The sequence below is a fragment of the Streptomyces sp. TLI_105 genome, assembly GCF_900105415.1.
In the GTDB taxonomy this organism is placed as follows: Bacteria; Actinomycetota; Actinomycetes; order Streptomycetales; family Streptomycetaceae; genus Streptomyces.
Map to the genome: position 1 here is coordinate 125,967 of NZ_FNSM01000002.1, position 16,080 is coordinate 142,046.

Annotated in this window: 22 protein-coding genes and 1 riboswitch; of the genes, 12 read left to right on the top strand and 10 right to left on the bottom strand. The window is 68.2% G+C overall.

Annotated elements, in window-relative coordinates; genetic code table 11:
* Positions 1 to 59: 59 nt before the first annotated feature.
* From BLW86_RS39865 to BLW86_RS39880, 4 genes are all read left to right on the top strand, one after another.
* Positions 60 to 749 (top strand): HNH endonuclease family protein, encoded by a 690-nt coding sequence (locus BLW86_RS39865; RefSeq protein ID WP_093879202.1) that lies wholly within the window; start codon positions 60 to 62, stop codon positions 747 to 749.
* 58 nt (positions 750 to 807) lie between these two features.
* Positions 808 to 1,158, top strand: coding sequence for a hypothetical protein (locus BLW86_RS39870; RefSeq protein ID WP_093879203.1), 351 nt, complete (start codon positions 808 to 810; stop codon positions 1,156 to 1,158).
* A 204-nt stretch (positions 1,159 to 1,362) separates the two neighbouring features.
* Positions 1,363 to 1,887 carry a matrixin family metalloprotease gene (locus BLW86_RS39875; protein WP_093879204.1) on the top strand — a complete coding sequence of 175 codons (525 nt, stop codon included), beginning with the start codon at positions 1,363 to 1,365 and terminating at the stop codon, positions 1,885 to 1,887.
* A 2-nt stretch (positions 1,888 to 1,889) separates the two neighbouring features.
* Positions 1,890 to 2,468, top strand: a complete 579-nt coding sequence (locus tag BLW86_RS39880) for a hypothetical protein (protein ID WP_093879205.1) — start codon at positions 1,890 to 1,892, stop codon at positions 2,466 to 2,468.
* 224 nt (positions 2,469 to 2,692) lie between these two features.
* On the opposite strand, the gene BLW86_RS39885 is transcribed toward BLW86_RS39880, so the two are convergent.
* The 3 genes from BLW86_RS39885 to BLW86_RS39895 all read right to left on the bottom strand — a co-directional run bounded on the left by BLW86_RS39885 (position 2,693) and on the right by BLW86_RS39895 (position 3,465).
* Positions 2,693 to 2,914, bottom strand: coding sequence for a hypothetical protein (locus BLW86_RS39885; RefSeq protein WP_093879206.1), 222 nt, complete (start codon positions 2,912 to 2,914; stop codon positions 2,693 to 2,695).
* A gap of 31 nt (positions 2,915 to 2,945) precedes the next feature.
* On the bottom strand, positions 2,946 to 3,152 hold the full coding sequence (locus BLW86_RS39890) for a hypothetical protein (protein WP_093879207.1): 207 nt from the start codon (positions 3,150 to 3,152) through the stop codon (positions 2,946 to 2,948).
* Between the two features lie 67 nt (positions 3,153 to 3,219).
* The gene (locus BLW86_RS39895; RefSeq protein ID WP_143060359.1) at positions 3,220 to 3,465 is read right to left on the bottom strand and encodes a hypothetical protein; all 246 of its coding nucleotides are present in this window, start codon (positions 3,463 to 3,465) and stop codon (positions 3,220 to 3,222) included.
* Between the two features lie 567 nt (positions 3,466 to 4,032).
* On the opposite strand from BLW86_RS39895, the gene BLW86_RS39905 reads away from it, so the two are divergent.
* A complete protein-coding gene (locus tag BLW86_RS39905; protein ID WP_143060360.1) occupies positions 4,033 to 4,977 on the top strand; it encodes a hypothetical protein in 945 nt (314 codons plus the stop codon).
* A 90-nt stretch (positions 4,978 to 5,067) separates the two neighbouring features.
* Complete coding sequence (locus BLW86_RS39910) at positions 5,068 to 5,520, top strand: hypothetical protein (RefSeq protein ID WP_093879211.1); 453 nt, start codon at positions 5,068 to 5,070, stop codon at positions 5,518 to 5,520.
* A 101-nt stretch (positions 5,521 to 5,621) separates the two neighbouring features.
* Here BLW86_RS39910 and BLW86_RS39915 read toward each other — a convergent pair whose 3' ends face one another.
* Positions 5,622 to 5,924 carry a hypothetical protein gene (locus BLW86_RS39915; protein WP_093879212.1) on the bottom strand — a complete coding sequence of 101 codons (303 nt, stop codon included), beginning with the start codon at positions 5,922 to 5,924 and terminating at the stop codon, positions 5,622 to 5,624.
* A gap of 390 nt (positions 5,925 to 6,314) precedes the next feature.
* Here BLW86_RS39915 and BLW86_RS39920 point away from each other — a divergent pair.
* Positions 6,315 to 7,189, top strand: a protein-coding gene (locus BLW86_RS39920) for an IS5 family transposase (protein WP_256341125.1) whose coding sequence is annotated in 2 segments (ribosomal slippage) — positions 6,315 to 6,708 and positions 6,708 to 7,189 — 876 coding nt in all. Because the reading frame shifts where the segments join, the coding sequence is not laid out codon by codon here.
* A 21-nt stretch (positions 7,190 to 7,210) separates the two neighbouring features.
* On the opposite strand, the gene BLW86_RS41710 is transcribed toward BLW86_RS39920, so the two are convergent.
* The 3 genes from BLW86_RS41710 to BLW86_RS39930 form a co-directional block, all read right to left on the bottom strand.
* Positions 7,211 to 7,444: a hypothetical protein gene (locus tag BLW86_RS41710; RefSeq protein ID WP_143060361.1), complete on the bottom strand. Its 234-nt coding sequence runs from the start codon at positions 7,442 to 7,444 to the stop codon at positions 7,211 to 7,213.
* A gap of 44 nt (positions 7,445 to 7,488) precedes the next feature.
* Positions 7,489 to 8,313: a DUF6042 family protein gene (locus tag BLW86_RS39925; protein WP_093879213.1), complete on the bottom strand. Its 825-nt coding sequence runs from the start codon at positions 8,311 to 8,313 to the stop codon at positions 7,489 to 7,491.
* A gap of 96 nt (positions 8,314 to 8,409) precedes the next feature.
* Complete coding sequence (locus tag BLW86_RS39930) at positions 8,410 to 8,772, bottom strand: hypothetical protein (RefSeq protein ID WP_093879214.1); 363 nt, start codon at positions 8,770 to 8,772, stop codon at positions 8,410 to 8,412.
* On the opposite strand from BLW86_RS39930, the gene BLW86_RS39935 reads away from it, so the two are divergent.
* A complete protein-coding gene (locus BLW86_RS39935; protein ID WP_143060362.1) occupies positions 8,771 to 9,319 on the top strand; it encodes a hypothetical protein in 549 nt (182 codons plus the stop codon). The two genes, BLW86_RS39930 and BLW86_RS39935, sit on opposite strands and share 2 nt — an antisense overlap.
* Before the next feature lie 323 nt (positions 9,320 to 9,642).
* Here BLW86_RS39935 and BLW86_RS39940 read toward each other — a convergent pair whose 3' ends face one another.
* On the bottom strand, positions 9,643 to 10,119 hold the full coding sequence (locus BLW86_RS39940) for a lamin tail domain-containing protein (RefSeq protein ID WP_177181993.1): 477 nt from the start codon (positions 10,117 to 10,119) through the stop codon (positions 9,643 to 9,645).
* 416 nt (positions 10,120 to 10,535) lie between these two features.
* Here BLW86_RS39940 and BLW86_RS39945 point away from each other — a divergent pair, with 416 nt between their 5' ends.
* Positions 10,536 to 10,733: a hypothetical protein gene (locus tag BLW86_RS39945; protein WP_093879216.1), complete on the top strand. Its 198-nt coding sequence runs from the start codon at positions 10,536 to 10,538 to the stop codon at positions 10,731 to 10,733.
* A gap of 182 nt (positions 10,734 to 10,915) precedes the next feature.
* Positions 10,916 to 11,575 (top strand): hypothetical protein, encoded by a 660-nt coding sequence (locus BLW86_RS39950; protein ID WP_256341777.1) that lies wholly within the window; start codon positions 10,916 to 10,918, stop codon positions 11,573 to 11,575.
* 112 nt (positions 11,576 to 11,687) lie between these two features.
* Positions 11,688 to 11,816: riboswitch (SAM riboswitch) on the top strand.
* A 462-nt stretch (positions 11,817 to 12,278) separates the two neighbouring features.
* Here BLW86_RS39950 and BLW86_RS39960 read toward each other — a convergent pair.
* Positions 12,279 to 12,992: a hypothetical protein gene (locus BLW86_RS39960; RefSeq protein WP_093879218.1), complete on the bottom strand. Its 714-nt coding sequence runs from the start codon at positions 12,990 to 12,992 to the stop codon at positions 12,279 to 12,281.
* Positions 12,993 to 13,560: 568 nt separating this feature from the next.
* Between BLW86_RS39960 and BLW86_RS39965 the strand changes: the two genes are divergently transcribed.
* Positions 13,561 to 13,941, top strand: a complete 381-nt coding sequence (locus tag BLW86_RS39965; RefSeq protein WP_093879219.1) for a peptidoglycan-binding domain-containing protein — start codon at positions 13,561 to 13,563, stop codon at positions 13,939 to 13,941.
* A 91-nt stretch (positions 13,942 to 14,032) separates the two neighbouring features.
* Here BLW86_RS39965 and BLW86_RS39970 read toward each other — a convergent pair.
* Positions 14,033 to 14,883 (bottom strand): IS5 family transposase gene (locus BLW86_RS39970; RefSeq protein ID WP_371129694.1). Its coding sequence is split into 2 segments (ribosomal slippage): positions 14,033 to 14,532 and positions 14,532 to 14,883, totalling 852 coding nucleotides; the frame shifts between segments, so codons are not numbered across the junction.
* Between the two features lie 260 nt (positions 14,884 to 15,143).
* Here BLW86_RS39970 and BLW86_RS39975 point away from each other — a divergent pair.
* Complete coding sequence (locus tag BLW86_RS39975; RefSeq protein WP_093879220.1) at positions 15,144 to 15,629, top strand: hypothetical protein; 486 nt, start codon at positions 15,144 to 15,146, stop codon at positions 15,627 to 15,629.
* Positions 15,630 to 16,080 lie beyond the last annotated feature (451 nt).

Consider the following 16,080-nt stretch of genomic DNA (forward strand, 5'->3'; position numbering starts at 1 on the left):
GAGGACGAACCTCGGATCCGTGCACGTCAGCGCCGCTGGACCCGTTATCCCTGTCGTTCGTGATCAAGAAACTGGTGCGCACCGCCGCCCTCACTCTGCTTCTCGCCCCGTTCTCCCTTCCCGCCCCGGCCACCGCCGCGCCCGCGCCTGCTCCTGCTGCTGCTCGGGCCGCGACCGTGCGCACTCTGGTGGATGCGGTCCGTCGGCTCCCCGTCGCCGATGAATCGCGCGAGGGCTATACCCGCACCGCTTTCAAGCACTGGAACGCCGGCCTGGATCTGGCCGACGGTTGCAACTCGCGCAACGAGGTCTTGCAGGCCGAGGCGGTCGAGGCGCCGACCGTGGCCGCCGGCTGCAAGCTGTCCGGAGGCGAGTGGATCTCGTACTACGACGGGCAGGAAGTCAACGACCCCGCCAAGCTCGACATCGACCACATGGTCCCGCTCGCCGAGGCATGGGACTCCGGCGCCTCGGCCTGGGACGCGAAGCGTCGGGAGGCGTACGCCAACGACCAGGACTCCCCCACCAGTCTGGTCGCCGTCACCGCCCGTACCAACCGCAGCAAGGCCGACCAGGACCCGTCGACCTGGATGCCGCCGCTTCCGGACGCGCACTGCCGCTACATCGGAGAGTGGACCGCGACGAAGCTGCGCTGGGGCCTGGCCGCGGACCAGGCCGAGGCCGACGCCCTGAGCGTGTACGCCGAGGCGTGCGAGAACACCGTCGTCCACTACACGACCGCTCCCTGACCCGCCCATCCCCCGGCACGCTCGCGCCCCCGAACCACAGCCTCGCAAGGAGAGACCCATGCTCAAGCTCCCTAAGGCCCTGGCCTCCGCCACCTTCAGCTGCGTCCTTGCCGCCGGCCTCGTCGTCGCCACCGGCGCGACAGCGAGTGCGGACCGCTGCCCCTCTAGCCGCTCCCCCCGAATCGACGGCGCCCACGCGCAGTGGACTCTCGCCTGCGACATGGGCGACGTGAAGGTCTACGGCTGGGTCGACGACACTCGTAGGGACGGCAAGTGCGCCGTTGTCCGCATCGACCCGGCCGCGGGCCAAACCCGGGAGTTCGAGGCCTGCGGATCCGGTACGCGGGAGACGTTCAGTGTCACCTTCGACAACCAGAACGTCGCCGAAGTGACACTGCGCCTGCGCTGACCTCCGCCGCCAGCTCCCCCGGACGCGCCGTTGATGCCTCCGCGCGCCGCTCACCGCTCGGGTGACACCTGGCCGGTCCTGCGATGAACGCGGGACCGGCCCCTCTACCGTTCACTCACCTGCCGCAAGGGAACCCCGCTGCCGATGACCCCATGGCGCTGTCTGTCGGCGCTTACCTGCGCAACCCTGACTGCCCTGACCACCGTGACGGTCTCCTACGCCGCCCCGGTCCCTGCCCGCGCGCCCGTCCAGGCGGCGCCCTGTGTCCGCGGCGAGACCGAAGGCCGCAGCGAGTCGGCCGTCGACGACGGCGAGATCCGCTACACCGAGGCAAGCAAGTACGACGCCCTGCGCAAGCACGCGCACAAGGTGTGGCAGGCCGGCCCGCTGTCGAAGGTCAAGATGCGTCCGGACTCCGCCACCACGGTCAACGACCTGGAATGGCGGGACTACAAGAAGAAGGACGGGCACGGCGGCTACTACCACCACCGCGGGGCGATCGCTGCGACTGACTACCTCTACCTCAACAAGCAGTACCTGGACCCGCCCGGCGAGATGAGCAAGCTCGGCTTCCAGCAGTCTGTCGCCGCACACGAACTCGGGCACGCACTCGGCCTGTGCCACAAGACCAACAACGTCTTCTCCCTGATGTGGAGAAACGTGGCCAACCCCCCGGTCACCGGCCCGACCAACGTCGACAAGGCCAATTACAAGAAGATGTGGGGCTGAGTGTGAAGCACAAGCGGACCACCCTGACCGTCCTGGCCGCCGCCGCGGTTCTCACCACCGCCGGCGCCGCCTGGTACACCACTCTCGACACTCCCGCCGACAGCGCACCCCCATCAACCGCGCACGGCATGTGCCTGCCCGCCACCGATACCGACGAGGACAAGGCTGGCTACGCCCAGACGATCGCTCTGGTCACCGTCGACCGCACCGCGGAGTACCGCGAGGAAGGCGAAGCTCCTGGCGGAGCCCTGCTGTCGAAGGTCACCGTCGTCGAACCATTCAAGGGCACCCCACCGGCGACCATGACGATCGGCCAGTCCGTTCTCCGGCAGGCCGGCGGCGGATACGCGAAGACGAAGCCTGCCTACCTGCCCCTTGAGCCCGGCCACCGCTACATCGTCGGCACCGTCCCCGACCCGGCCTATGGCGACGGATGGGTCTGGTTCGCCACCGACGCCGACAACGACCTCACCGCGGCCACCGCCCGCTGGACCCGCGCCATCGACCACCAGATCGCCCCGCACCCCGACCCCGCCTGCGACGACGTCGCCACCGACGCCAGCAGCCCAGCCGCCCGGTAGAACACCACCGCCGGACACGCGGCCCCAAGGAGCGCACTGTGCCCCGCCACCCGAGGTCACCGGGAGCCGGGACACACAGGCGGCACACCAACGACCAGTCGACACACCCACCCACGGCTCACCGTAGCGGGCCACCCGGGGCGGGCCTGACGGCTCGTCCCTCGTAAGGGCGGTACAGCCACGCGGAGGGGTGACCGCGGCGCGGGCGGATGACGAACGCGTGCTCAGTCAGCTTCGACGTAGGTGACGATGAGGATGCTGCCGAGGGCAGTCGCGTAGAAGATCACGCGGATGCCCTCGTGCTGATAGTCCCGCAGCGCCGACGCGGTGGCGTGCGGCTTCACGTCGGTCGGAGCGGCCGCGATCATGTTCAGAGCCTCGTCGAGGCGGGCGGTCTGCGCGACGGTCAGGACGCGGACCTGGGTCTCGGCTGGCTCGATGAACACGATCCGGGGCCAGCGGCCCCCGCGGTTGTGCTTAGGCGACACCCTGCGCCCCACCATCGTGCTCGGGCAGGCCCTGCTCGGCTCGGATGTCGTCCCAGTCGCGGCACCGGTCGAGGTCGATGCCTTCGGCGGCGAGGTTCTCGAGGACGTAGGCGAGCGCCGGGTTCCCGGGGAACTCGGTCCGGGCGGCATCACGCAACTCGCGCTGCTCGGCCTCGTCGAAGGTCAGGTGCGCCACGGCGGCCCCCTCGTTGGTCGGGTACGCCCCTGAGGCTAGCGCAGCAGGCCTTCGCTGGGGACGGGTCCTACTCTCGGCCCTCGGCTTGCCGAATGTTTTCTTCAACCCACTTCTGCTCAGCTACCGCGTCACTCCAGGTCTTCCTGGGTTCCGGAAGCTCCTCGTCCCGAAGATTCGCCCCAAGGCAGTTCACCGCGTCCATGTAGGCCTCGTAGACCATCTCCCTCCTGTTCATCTGCGTCCTGCCCAGTACGTAGCTGTCACCGGCCCCCCAGATGATGAGGTCGATCGAGTTGCTGATGCGGGTCCGCAATGCCTCACTTCTCAAAGCAAGGAGGGCGCCCTCCACTTCCCCAGCAGCTTGAGCGCGTGGTTGGGCCAGTCCAGGTCGTCGTCGCCCCGAGAGTCCTGGCGGGCCTGAATCAGCGCCCTGACGATCGTGCCAGTGGCCGTTTGTTCCTCTGCTCGGACCCGGGCCGCACGGTTGTCCTGCAGGACCTTCCACGCGACAAAGGAGCTCAGCCCTGCCCCCAAGAAGGCACCCAAGCCTCCCCAGGCCGCAAACGTCCACCACGAGGGCGTGTCCGCCTGCTCTGATACCGCGAGCATCCAGTCCACCGCCGTACCCCCTTCAATCCCTGGCATATGCAGGATGAGGACAGCCCACAAGACAGACCCTCGTCTCGGAGGCTCCGGCACGGTTTCGCGGTGGCAGGATCACCGACATGAGTGAGTGAGGGATCGCCCTGATCGCCGCCGGATCGGCCATGTCGGGACCGCAGTCTCAGGGGCTGAGGGCGGAATCCGCCAGGCCGCACGGTCTCGGCCAGATTCCGGACGGGGCGTTGTGACTGCTGGGGGCGCGGTGGACGATCACGCGATGGCGATGTTGGAGACGATCCTCGCAACGGTCAGCGGCCTCGGCGGCGCAGGCTTGGGCGCCGCTGGCGCCTTTCTGGTACAGCGGGCGAAGGGCCGAGATGACGCTACGGCCGCGCGGACAGCAGCAGAGCAGGCAGAACAGGGCCGCACTCTGGAAACCATCGCGACGGCCAGGGTCGCCGCAAGGGGGTGGCTGACTGCTGCCCAGTACATGGCTGCGGACCTTCAGAACGGCCGTCTCGAGGAGGCCCGACGGTACGCCGACCAGTTGGAATCGGCGTATGGAGAGTTCGTCTCTGCCCTCTACCGCATACCGGCCCACCGGCTCCCCCAGTCGACCACTGCGCTGGCCGTGACCACGCCACAGTCGTGGAGCCCGGCCGAACCGTCCTCCGCCCCGCGTCCGTTTGCCGACGAACTGGCGGAGGTCTCGCAGCTCTTCCGCGAAGCCTTCCACCAGAGAACACAGCCGCAGATGCAGCAGGCCGATCTAGACGATCTCCAGGCTCAGGCCAGGTCGATCTACCAGAGGGTCACCATGTACATGGGCCAACGGACCGCAGAGCTCACGGGAACCGCCTTCGACCAGGTGAGGATGGCGGCAGAACTGAGCGACCGCACCTCCGACTCTCACCCCTTGGGCGGACTCCTCCTCCGTCTCGAAGCCGTGGAGGGAAACGGTCCCGAGTTCCTCAGCTTGCTTCTCGCCAATCTGAGCAACGTGATGGCGCCCGCCGAATTCGAACGCGTCGAAACCCAGATCCGTCGCGCCCAGGCTGAGCAGCCAGACCTCAAAAGCCATGAACTTCTTCAGATTGCCTACGACACCCTGATTGGCGACCGACAAGACACCGTTCTCACTCCCTCCGCGGCCAAGACTGAGAGCGAAGCGGCGGTGTCCGCCCGCGACGAGCAGGCAGCCGACGGACCACCCTCTGGCTGATGAGACCCGTGGAACCGCTGGCCTGGCCCTCACAACCTCCAGTCCAAGATCGGCAACATGCTCATGTAACCGCGTGGCAGGATCCCCCGCATGAGTGAGTGGGGGATCGCCCTGATCGCCGCCGGGTCGGCCATCTTGGGCAGCATCGTGACGGGCTGGTTCGCGTGGAAGGCCGGCCACCGCCAGGCCACCGCGGCGGAGGCTGCGGGGCAGGCACAGGCGGCCGCCCTGATATCGACCGTCCAGGCGACACTGAACGAGCAGCGGCGAGCTCGCACGGAGGAGCGCCGACGCCGGGCGTACGCGGAATTCCTGTCCCTGGGTGACGAGTGGCGCGAGACCAAAGCAGAGGAAGACGGCACGCGCATGCTGACTGCTTATGGGCTGGTTGAGATTGAAGGGCCAGTCGATCTCGTCGTCTCCGCGGCGAACTTCCTGTCCGCTACCAACGACTTCGCAACAAACCAGGCTGACATTTCCCTGGTTCTGGAATCCCGCGCGGTCTACGTCAGAGCCGTACGCCAGGCTCTCAACGAGGCCTGACAACCACAGGCCCACCACCAGTCGGTGACGGGCCCTGCCCTGCACGGTGGTGGTCTCCGCTCACACAGCCGAGCCCACCACCTCCACGCTCTTCACGTGAGCTACAGCGGGTCCGGCCCACAGATACCGCAGCTCCGCTTCCTGCTGCCCTTCCTGCGCAGTTCCTCCGCAGTGAACAGCGCCGGCAGCCGAGACCAGGACACGTGCCGCGGCTCCCCGCTCTCTGCGGCTTCCTTCACCTGGGCCTCGAGCGCCTCCAGGCCCTTCTCGGGGGTGGAAAGGGTGACGCAGTCCCAGCGGTGCAGCCGTGCTCCTCCTGACCCGATGGCGTAGGTCTTGCCTTCGCTCAGCTCCTTCTTCCATCGGGCGATGTCAGCGACAGCGTGCTCCCGAGCGCTGCGCACATCGGCGCAACCTCGGCAGAGACCCTTGATGTACTCGCAGGAGCACTCGCCGCAGTCCTGGCACGGGGCACAAGGATGCACGCGCTGCTCGGGAACACCCGCCAGCGCCTGATCTGAGGCCGTCTGGTCGTTGCCAGGCTGGTGGGGTGCAGCAGCGTCGGCATTCCTGTAGCTGGGGACGTCACGCCAGACATAGCCCTCTCGAACCGCCTGGCCGAGATGGTCCCGCAGGTTCAGCGCGTCGAAGGAAGACCTCCACCATCCGCTCGCAGGACCATGTCCCGGGCCCCCATCGGCATAGACCGCTGCAATCTCGAGGGCACTTGAAAACGAGTCGAACGCCTAGGGTCTGTTGCGAAAGTGGATCTTGTTCGTTGATGATCACTTGTCGTGGGACGTGGTGATCTGACGAACGGCCAGTGGGCCCGGCTTGAGCCCTTGCTGCCGATGGGCATCAAGCCGGGCCGGCCGCAGGTGTGGACGCGGCGGCAGCTGATAGACGGCATACGGTGGCGGACCCGGACCGGCGCCCCCTGGCGGGACGTGCCCGAACGTTACGGGCCGTGGGACCGGGTCTACGATCTCTTCCGCCGCTGGCAGCGGGATGGGACCTGGGCCCGGATCCTCACCCGGCTCCAGGCCGAAGCGGACGCGAAGGGCCTGATCACCTGGGACGTGAACGTCGACTCCACCGTCTGCCGGGCCCACCAGCACGCCGCCGGGGCTGCGAAAAGGGGGACCTCCAAAAGGAGCCGCCCGGCGGTGTCTTCGTCGAGCCGGCCGACCACGGCCTCGGACGCTCCCGTGGCGGCCTGACCAGCAAGATCCACCTCGCGGTCGAGCAGGGGCAGAAGCCCCTGTCGGTGGTGATCACGGCCGGGCAGCGCGGCGATTCCCCGCAGTTCGAGCCGGTCCTGGAGGCGATCCGGGTGCCCCGGGTCGGGCTCGGCAGGCCGCGCAAGCGTCCGGACCGGGTGCGGGCCGACAAGGCGTACGACTCCCGGAGCAACCGCTCCTACCTGCGCAGACGCGGAATCAAGGCAACGATTCCGGTGCCTGCGGACCGGGTGCGCAACCGGCTGAAGCGCGGCTCGCGCGGCGGCCGCCCGCCGAAGTTCAACAAGGACGACTACAAGCAGCGGCACGCGGTCGAGTGCGGGATCAACCGGCTCAAGCGCCACCGGGCCGTCGCCACCCGGTACGACAAACTCGCCGTCCGCTACGAAGCGACCGTACTGGTCGCAGCCATCAACGAATGGCTGTGACCAGCACTTTCACAACACGCCCTAGTGGAGCACTTCGCCGAGCTGGTCGAGGTCTTCGGCGCTCGGAGTGTTGCGGCTGTTGACAGCCCGGTTGACTCCGCGCAGCGCGGCCGCGCACACGATGCCAGCTGCTTGAAGCGGGAGGGGGCCTGCTTCCTCACGGTTGGGCAGGGCAAGGCGTTCAAGGAGTTCTGCTCGTTCGTCGGCAGGCAGGGAACCCAGCAGGTGTCGAGCGAGAGCAGGGATGTCGGTCATGGTCCCCTCGGGTGGTCGTGCCCTTCCCCGGGCAGCAATCAAAATCATCCTCGCATGATGGTGATGCGGTGCTCGTTGAAGTGCTGCCAGTCCAGCACCAGGTGGAAGCGCTCGTGGTCCTTGAGGTCCTCGAGAAGGGTCTGCGCTCGTTCAGCTCCGCGCTCGAACCGTGCCTCACCTTCTCGGAACAGCCGGCCCAGGGCGTGACGGGCGTCGCCCTCGCTGAGGTTGATGGACTTGGCCAGCCGGTCGACGGACGTGAAGACCTCCTCCGGTTGGTGCAGGATCTTCTCGAGGTAGTCGATCAGGGCCTGCTCGGCCGGTCCGCCTTCCCAGATCCGCCGACTGTCCGCGATCCTGGCCCGCTCTTCGTCCGACAGCGGCAGAACGGATTCCGGGCCCGGGAGGGGATTGGGCATGGTCCAGACGCCGTTCGGCTGGCTGGCGATACCGAGGGCGACCATGGTGTCGACGAGCTCGCGGATCGTGGTCGGGACGGGGATGCCAGCAGCCCGGAGTAGTCCCTCGCACCGGGCCTGATGCTCCTCGGCCTCGACGCGGAGCTGCGCCTTCTCCTCCTCGGTCTCGGCGTAGTCAAGCTCGTCCGGGTCTGTCCACAGCACTGGCGAGTCAAGAAAGTCGCTGGCCTTCCCGAAGAAGGCGCCGTACTCGCCGTCCCTGAAGATCTGCGCCAGGACTTCATCAACGGTGCCTCGAAGCTCCCGAACCGAAGCCGTGCCGAAGAGCATGGACAGCGCCATCGACTGGTGCTGCGGGAGGTAGCTGGGCCAGCCGCTGGCGAACCAGCCGTTATGCAGGGACAGGTAGCCGTCGTCGTTGCTATGAGGGGTGTCCTGGTCGACGGACATAGGGCTCCTTCTACGAGGTGTTAGTGGGCGTGAGTGCCATCTTCGCGGGCTTGGTGGCCTTGGGGGCGGGTTCCGAATGAAACCCGCCCCCAAGCGTCAGAACGGGGCCGGCCCCTGGCTGCTGAAGGCGGCGAGGTCGGGGTTCTGCCGGGCGAACTCGGCGCGGAGTCGAGCGTCCTCCTCGGCGGCCAGCCGACGTCGCTCCTCATCGGCAGCTGCCCGTTCCGCAGCCTCAGCTTCCGCGCGGGTGGCACGCTCGGCGTCCTCCTGCTTCAGTTCGGCTACGCGCCGGGCGCCGGCAGCTGCCTGCTCGGCCGCGTAGATCTCTTCGGCCTCCCACTGGGCGGCCAGAGCGGCGCCCACGGCTTCGGCTTCCTGCTGCTCGATGCAGTCGCCGCACAGCGGGCCTGTGCCAGCCGGGATCGACCGGGTGCAGTACGGGCCCGAGCAGTCCTCCATGACCGGCCGTGCAGGGACTCCTACGGCCCGCTGCGACGGCATCGCGGGCAGCGAGGTTCCCGTTCTGCTGTCCGCCGACGGTCTCCCTCTTCCGCTGCTGCGCGGCCTTCCAGTCGGCGGCCCGGACCTCGCACAGTCGGCAGGTCTCGCCCGTGTCGAGGTTGCGGCCGTCCTCGCAGCGGATGTCGGCGCAGGCGTACCGGTCACCGCGGCGCAGCGGCCGGACCATGGCGATCACGGCGCCCACAGGGTTCTCGAGCGTTCCCATGGCGGCCTTCTCGGCGAAGCCGTGGTCGGCCCACCGTGCATTGATCCGCTGGCCCATCTCCTCGACGCTGCGGCAGTCCTTGTTCATCGCGGACAGGATCGCGTCGGCGACGACGGGGAGGCGGACCTTGTCGCGGGGGATGTCGGGCTGCAGGAAGGCGAGGACCTGGTCGACGGTCTGGAGATCGCTGCGGCTGTGCCGGGCCTTGGGGGGCGTGGCGGGCTTGGTGTTGTCGGATGCGGCGGAGCCGCCTTCGACCTCGAGCGCGCTACTGCCTGAGGTTGAAGGGCTACGCCCGTCCACGGGGCTACGCCCCGCAGGGGCCTGACCAGCGGGACTCGTACCAAGAGTAGAAATCAGAGGGCCAGCTCGTCACGTGGATCCCGGGCGTGGACTCCCCGGACCGGATGGACGCCGCGGTGCACGCGCTGACTGAGCTCGCCGACCCGGCCGCCGTGTCCACGGGCAGCGGGTCATACGCCGACCAGCGGCTCGCGGGACGCCGGTGACCGGAAGCATGCAGGCGCGCGTGTGCCGGGCAGGCCCCGTCCTGCCCGGCACACGTATGTCAGCGCCCCGGCCCCGATCCGGGGCGGCGGGGATCAGTGGTGGCGGTGGTGGTGGCGGCCGCCCCAGGACTCGGTGTCGACGATGCGGCCGTGGTCGTCGCGCAGGGTCGCGGTGTCGGAGTGGTTGTCCCAGACGTAGTCGCGGCGGTCCTGGTAGAGGTCGGTGCGGGTGTCGCGGCCCTCGCCGGTGTGGATGCGGATGGTGGAGCGGCCGGCGAGGCGGACGTCGTTGAAGCGGTAGCGGTGGCCGTCCTCGTCCTTCAGGGTCCAGCCGTCCAGGTCGACCGCGTGGCGGGAGTTGTTGGTGATCTCGACCCATTCGCCGTTCAGCGACCGGTTGGAGCGGGTGTCGCGTCCGGGGCTGTCGGCCTGGACGGCGCTGATCTCCACCTTCGGGGTGCGGTAGCGGTCGTCGTCGTGGGCGGAGGCCGGCAGGGCGACGATCGAGACCATGGCGCCGGCCGCGAGGACGGTCGCGGCGATACGGCGGGCGGACGAAGAAACAGACATGGGTGATGACTCCTCAAGAACAGTGCTCCGCCAGCCGATGTCGGCTGTGGGAGCGGTGCGGGTTCCCGGTCCGGTGCTGGGCCGAGGACCCGAACTCTGCCGCCCCGCCCAGCCCGCCGGAATGCCCGCTATGCGCCGTTACCAGCTATGGACATTTCAGTGACTCTCGCCTGTATCCGGCACGCATATGCCACAGACGTGGCCCTGACATTCACTGCGCGCTACACCCACCCGTCCAGTGATCAACGACAAGCCCTTGCACCCTCCGGCGCACCATCGGCCGCACCGCCTGGCGCGCTCCGCCAGCCGCGTGACCATGCCGGGTAACAGACGTTCTGCACGTTTCTTCGTACAGGCCGCCCCTCATCGCACAGGTGGGTGGCTTCGTCGTCCAAGACGAGTGGCCATGAGGACAGATGCAGACCGTCCCTGAAGGCCCCTGCCGGAACGAGGCCCGGTCGGCCGCGGACGCCGTCAAGCTCGCCACCGTCGTCCTGGTCTGCACCGTCGTGGTGATCGGTGCCGGCTCCAGCGGCAACCAGGTCCGGCAGCGGGGCCCGGCTGGGGCGACGGCGGCCGTCGCTGGAACTCAGGTTCCAACGACGGCCAGTTAGGTCTGCTGTCGTCTGATAGGCGCCCGTCCGGCCTGGCGGAATAGTCGGGCGAGCGGGTATCTCTACAGGACATGTACAGACCGTGGGGGTAGGGAATGGCGCCATTGATTCTGTGGCGGAGGCTGGGTTCACCGCTTGTCCGGCGCTTACGCCCTCCCGCCTTCTGGTGGAGGCGCCCTCCAGTGCCCGGATCGCGCCGCTCCCGGAGACAGCGCGCGGTCGCGGAGCTGAGAGCCCAGGGCCGCTACGGCCCGGAACTGCGTGACGTCGCGCTGCCTTTCGCCGCCCTCGCCCTCGCGGTAGTGGGGTCGGTCTCCCTCCTCCTCTGGCTGTACCGGACGCTCGGCGTCGGCGGCCTGGTGCTCGGCGTCGCCCTGCTCGCGGCCGTCGCCGTGGTGGGGAGGCTCTGGCACCGAGCGTCGGTCCGCCGGCGGGGCGGCATCTACACCCCGGCGGAGCTGTCGGTGCTCGGGGAGCACGCCCTGGTCGTGGCCGTCGAGCGGATGCTGCGCCGTGACGGCTGGCACGTCATCTCCATGCCGGACGAGGGGCGGCCGCGCCTGTACGCGCGCGACCGTGGCGGGCGGCAGCTCGACGTTGCGTTCCGCCCGGCGGACGAGGCGCCGACGGGTAACGCCCCCGCAGGACCCGCTCCCCTTCGGGAGGTCGGCCGTCCGGGCGTCGACCAGCTGACCCGGGTGGTCGTAAGTCGCGGGGCGTACAGCCGCACGGATGTCCTGTGGGCCTCCCGGCAGGGTGGGGTGCACCTGGTCGACGGCCGCCAGCTGCAGCGGTGGGCTGCGGGCATCTCCCTGGAGAACCTGGGCCTGCCCACCCGTTAGGGGACATGTGAGTCATCCTGGAGGCAGCGCTTCTGGAGCGGTTCGGAGGCGAACAACGGTGGTTTAGACCCCTGCTGGTGGGTATCCTGCTGGTGCGCGAGTCGGATGCTCGCGCACCTGCAGAGGAGCTGAGGGATACGGCCCTGTGAAGCTCCGGCAACCCCCTGCCATTGCCATCAGCTGGTGATGTGATGTTGGAGGTGCCAATTCCGTCTCGCGGCGACAGCCGCTGCGAGGTGTGCCTTATGGCAACGGATGGTGCCTTCACGATGCTTCAAGACATCTTCTCGTGGATCTCGTCTCGCACGATCATTCCCCTGTGCCTGGTGTTGTGCGCCCTCGTGGGCATGGTGCCGCTGCTGATTGTCACCGTGGGCCTGCTGCCTGCCTGGATGACGTGGCCATGGATGGCTGATCACAAGCAGAGGAACACGTTGTCGCTGATCAAGGCGCTAGCGACGTGGTCGAATGGTCTACTCGCGAAGGCAGCCCAGGGTTTCACTGGCCGAAGGTCTTCAACCCAGTAAGTGGAGATAGGCCCCCTCACCCCTCACGGCCTGCGGCGTGCCCTGCCGCGCGGGGCCGGGTAACAGTCCCGGCGACTGTTACCCGGTCTGAGCTGCGGAGATTATAGAAACGGGCCCTCGTCTGAGGGCCCGTTCCTGCTGTGCGGTGGCCGGTCGCCAATTGGCGACCGCGGCGGTCAGCTGCTGTCGGCCTGGGCGCGGAGTTGGGCAATGCGCGCGCGGACCTCTGCAGCCTGTTCGGCGGCCTTGGGGTTTCCGTCTTCGGCAGCGATGCGCTCCAGCAAGCTGGCCTTGCGCTCGTAGACGGCGGCTCGTTCCGCGGGACCGGTCGTCGGCTGAAGGTGTTCGATCGCGTCGAGAACCTGCACCATCTCCTCCGCTGTCGACAGGGGGGAGAGGTGGCCGCTCACGGGGTGGGGGTCGTCGCGGTAGCCGGGCAGGTGGGCCCGTGCCCACTCGTCCAACTGGCGGCCCGTCTGCGTCGGCTGGTAGGCGGCCTCATGAATGCGCAGTGCGCGGTACCCACCGTCCGGTGCGGGATAGAACGGCTCCACCAGGGAGAGCTGCCACTCCTCCACGGCCTCCTTGTAACGCTCGTGGGCCGACTGGCGGGTGATGCCACCCAACCGTTCCCCGATCTCCTCCCAGCTCGTGCCCTTCTGCCGTTCGTGGATCACGGCCCAGCGGAGCACTCCCTGGGCGAGCTCGACCAGGGTCTGCGCCTCTTCGACCATCTCGCCTCCCCGGACGAACGCGTCATCGGTGGGGACGCCGGCGGCAGCTCGCTCGGCAAGGTCTCTCTGCTCGTGGGAGAGAACGAGTCGGCTCAGGGCCCGGCGGCTGTAGGCGTACCGGTCGGTGGAGGCGTCGTGTGCCACCTCATCACTCATAACGTCAGGCTAAGCCTGACGGATTCAAGTTGGTCAGGAAACACCTGACGTGGCATATGCCGATTCGGGAGGTGGGTCGATCGGCTCGACGGCAACCCGCTCGGCAGCTGTCTGGCTGTGGTCGCCAATTGGCGACTGCTCCTCGGCCGGACGGGTCGGGACCACGGCGCCGCGCTGAGCGGAGCGCCCACGACGGGCCCAGCCACATCGCGGCAGCAGCTGCTCCCCCTCGACCACGGCCGGCGATGCGGTCTCCTCACGCGCCCGCATCCGCGACGGCGGGAGTACGGCGCCGGCCCACCTCCGGCGGAGCCGACGGCGAACCGGTCCCCGGCCACCCCTCCCCCTCCCGTAGCCAGCCTCTTCTCCGGCACAACCGATCCGCCGCAGACGGCGGCGCTTGCGCCACGTAAACCGCCCACCATGTGACGGGTCCGGACGCGCAAGAGGCTCTCATCGGGCACCTGTCCGCTGCATCCCGCCATTTCTCCTCGATCCAGCTGACACGCCTCGCTAGCCCTCTCCACAGTTGGTCGCACCACAACCTGCGATCTAAGGGAGCCCCCTGATGAAGTGGCGACAGACGGCCGTAACGCTCGGCCTGGTGGGCGCAGTCTCGGTACCTGCGGTCGGCCTCGCCACGGCCGCGCCGGTCGAACCTTCCGCCGCCACGGCATCGGCGACATGCTGGCGCGCGTCCTTCTTCGGGTACTACTGCGGCTACGACACCAGCAACGCCTACGCGAGCCGCGGCGACTCGGGCGCGAAGGTTAAAGAGATTCAGGCACTGCTGATCTTCTGGGGCTACTCCGTGGGATCCACCGGCATTGACGGCCAGTTCGGGTCGGCCACGGAATACGCCGTGAAGCGGTTCCAGAGTTCCGAGGGGATCACCGCTGACGGCATCGTCGGCCCGACGACCTGGGCGCACCTTCGCGCCTACCCCTAACCGGCTGTGTGTTCCTCAACTCTCGAGTAGCAGAAGGGCCCGGCCAGTCGGCCGGGCCCTTCGTCTTCCCTAGAGATCGTCTTCAAAGGGGTCAGATCCAGAGCAGGATTGAGGCGATGGTGACGGCAGCCTGGTAGGACTCGCGGGTTTTGTCGTAGCGGGTGGCCAAGCCGCGCCATTGCTTCAACCGGTTGAAGCAGCGTTCGACTACGTTGCGGAGGCGGTAGATCCGCCGGTCGAAAGCGGGTGGCCGGCCGCCGTGCGAGCCCCGGTTGAGGCGCCCGAGGGCCTGGTCGACGCGTTCGGGGATCGTGTGGGTGATGCCGCGTCGTCGCAGGTAGCGGCGGATCTTCCGGGAGCTGTAGCCCTTGTCGGCGATGACGTGGTCGGGCCGGGTGCGCGGACGGCCCGGCCCGTTGCGGGGAACGCGGATCGACTCCAGGACGGCTTCGAACCGGGTGCAGTCGTTCGCGTTGCCGCCCGAGAGGACGAAGCCGAGCGGGCGCCCTCGCCCGTCGCAGGCCAGGTGGAGCTTGGTGCTCAGTCCGCCACGGGATCGGCCGAGGGCGTGATCACCCGCTTCGTCCCCGTCTCGTGCCCCCTTTTGCCGCCGGTGGCGTGCTGGTGGGCCCGCACGATCGTGGAGTCGACCGAGACCAGCCAGTCGAGGTCCCCGGCCGTGTCCTTCTCCGCCTGGACCTGCCGCAGTACCCGGGAGAACGTGCCGTCCAGGGCCCACCTGCGGAACCGGGTGTACAGGGTCTGCCAGGAGCCGTACCGCTCGGGCACGTCCCGCCAGGCCGAGCCGGTCCGTAGCTTCCACACGATCCCGTTCAGCACCAACCGGTCGTCCGCGCGGGGCCGGCCCGCGGTCCCCGAACTCGGCAGGAACCGTGACAGCACAGCCCACTCGGCATCCGAGAGCTCATGACGACGCACCATGGCCGACATGATCTCTCATCACTTGATCAGCTTTGAAGACACCCCCTAGGGCCAGGGTAGTCGTTGTTGGTTGGAGGGCGTTCTCGTAGGCGATCGGAGACCGTTGACCGAGGCGGGAGTGCTGGCATTCTGCCAATCGGGGTGCATGCGTCGCCCGGTCGGTGCTGCGACCGAGACAGCAAAGCCATCGGCGGCTGCAATGGCAGGGGGCCGGGGCGCACACGATGGGACGGCCCGGACATCGAGCGAAGGATGGGCACATGTCTACGAGCAGCGCTGAGGACATCTCGCGTCGCGTGGGTGAGGCGTTCGGTTTCGATCAGGGGATGGTCTTCGAGGACCTCCAGTTGACGAGACTGCACTACCACCTCCTCCGGCTGACCACAGCTGGCCTAAGCGAGGGGGACGTGGCGGAGCTCCGTGAGCTCGCCCGGCTGGCCTTCGAGAACAGCAACGTCGATGCGCAGTGCGACAGGATCCGCGATCGTGATGGTGCCTCTGCCGTCGCCGTCACGATCGCAAGCATCGTCCGGGGGGGCGGCATCGGCGATACACCGCGCGGCCAGGTGATGCTCGGGGCCGTACTCGGCGCCTACGCCTCGATGCTCGACACCTTGGATCGGGACCGGAGCACGATGGCCGTCCTGGGTGCCATCGGCGGTGGCCTCGCCGCCTCGGCGATGCCCGTCATCCAGGAGCGGATCGACGTCGTGGGACTGGCCGAGTACCTCAGCAAGGCCGAGTGACGGTGCGGCGCCTGTCAGCAGGTTCGAATTCGTGAACAGGACCGCTCTGCCCTAAGGGCTTGCAGAGGATCAACATGCTGGTTTGATCTTCCTCGGGGTCAAGGCCCGGGATCTCAAGGTAAGCCGTTGACCTGCCGGTTCCCCGCGCCCGCCAGCCTCAGGCACCAAGGAACGCTGCGACACCACGGAAGTTGTGCCAGAACCCGTTCTCAGGTTCTGGCTCAACTTCTGTGAAGTCGGGCAGATCCTCAGCGTTCGAGGTCAGCGAGCCCGAAGAACCGGCAGGTCGACGGCTTGCTCTGACGTGAGGGACGGGCCCGGCCGACGCGGCTTCACAGAAGTTGAGCCAGAGCCCGTTCTCAGGTTCTGGCTCAACTTCTGTGAAGTCGGGCAGATCCTCAGCGTTCGAGGTCAGCAAGCCCGAAGAACCGGCAGGTCGACGGCTTGCTCT

What these genes read in the sequence shown, in the direction of transcription:
- BLW86_RS39870 (WP_093879203.1), top strand. Translation starts at nt 808, where the DNA reads ATGCTCAAGCTCCCTAAGGCCCTGGCCTCCGCCACCTTCAGCTGCGTC.
- BLW86_RS39905 (WP_143060360.1), top strand. Translation starts at nt 4,033, where the DNA reads ATGGCGATGTTGGAGACGATCCTCGCAACGGTCAGCGGCCTCGGCGGC.
- BLW86_RS39910 (WP_093879211.1), top strand. Translation starts at nt 5,068, where the DNA reads ATGAGTGAGTGGGGGATCGCCCTGATCGCCGCCGGGTCGGCCATCTTG.
- BLW86_RS41710 (WP_143060361.1), bottom strand. Translation starts at nt 7,444, where the DNA reads ATGACCGACATCCCTGCTCTCGCTCGACACCTGCTGGGTTCCCTGCCT.
- BLW86_RS39925 (WP_093879213.1), bottom strand. Translation starts at nt 8,313, where the DNA reads ATGTCCGTCGACCAGGACACCCCTCATAGCAACGACGACGGCTACCTG.
- BLW86_RS39935 (WP_143060362.1), top strand. Translation starts at nt 8,771, where the DNA reads ATGACCGGCCGTGCAGGGACTCCTACGGCCCGCTGCGACGGCATCGCG.
- BLW86_RS39930 (WP_093879214.1), bottom strand. Translation starts at nt 8,772, where the DNA reads ATGGAGGACTGCTCGGGCCCGTACTGCACCCGGTCGATCCCGGCTGGC.
- BLW86_RS39940 (WP_177181993.1), bottom strand. Translation starts at nt 10,119, where the DNA reads ATGTCTGTTTCTTCGTCCGCCCGCCGTATCGCCGCGACCGTCCTCGCG.
- BLW86_RS39945 (WP_093879216.1), top strand. Translation starts at nt 10,536, where the DNA reads ATGCAGACCGTCCCTGAAGGCCCCTGCCGGAACGAGGCCCGGTCGGCC.
- BLW86_RS39960 (WP_093879218.1), bottom strand. Translation starts at nt 12,992, where the DNA reads ATGAGTGATGAGGTGGCACACGACGCCTCCACCGACCGGTACGCCTAC.
- BLW86_RS39965 (WP_093879219.1), top strand. Translation starts at nt 13,561, where the DNA reads ATGAAGTGGCGACAGACGGCCGTAACGCTCGGCCTGGTGGGCGCAGTC.
- BLW86_RS39975 (WP_093879220.1), top strand. Translation starts at nt 15,144, where the DNA reads ATGTCTACGAGCAGCGCTGAGGACATCTCGCGTCGCGTGGGTGAGGCG.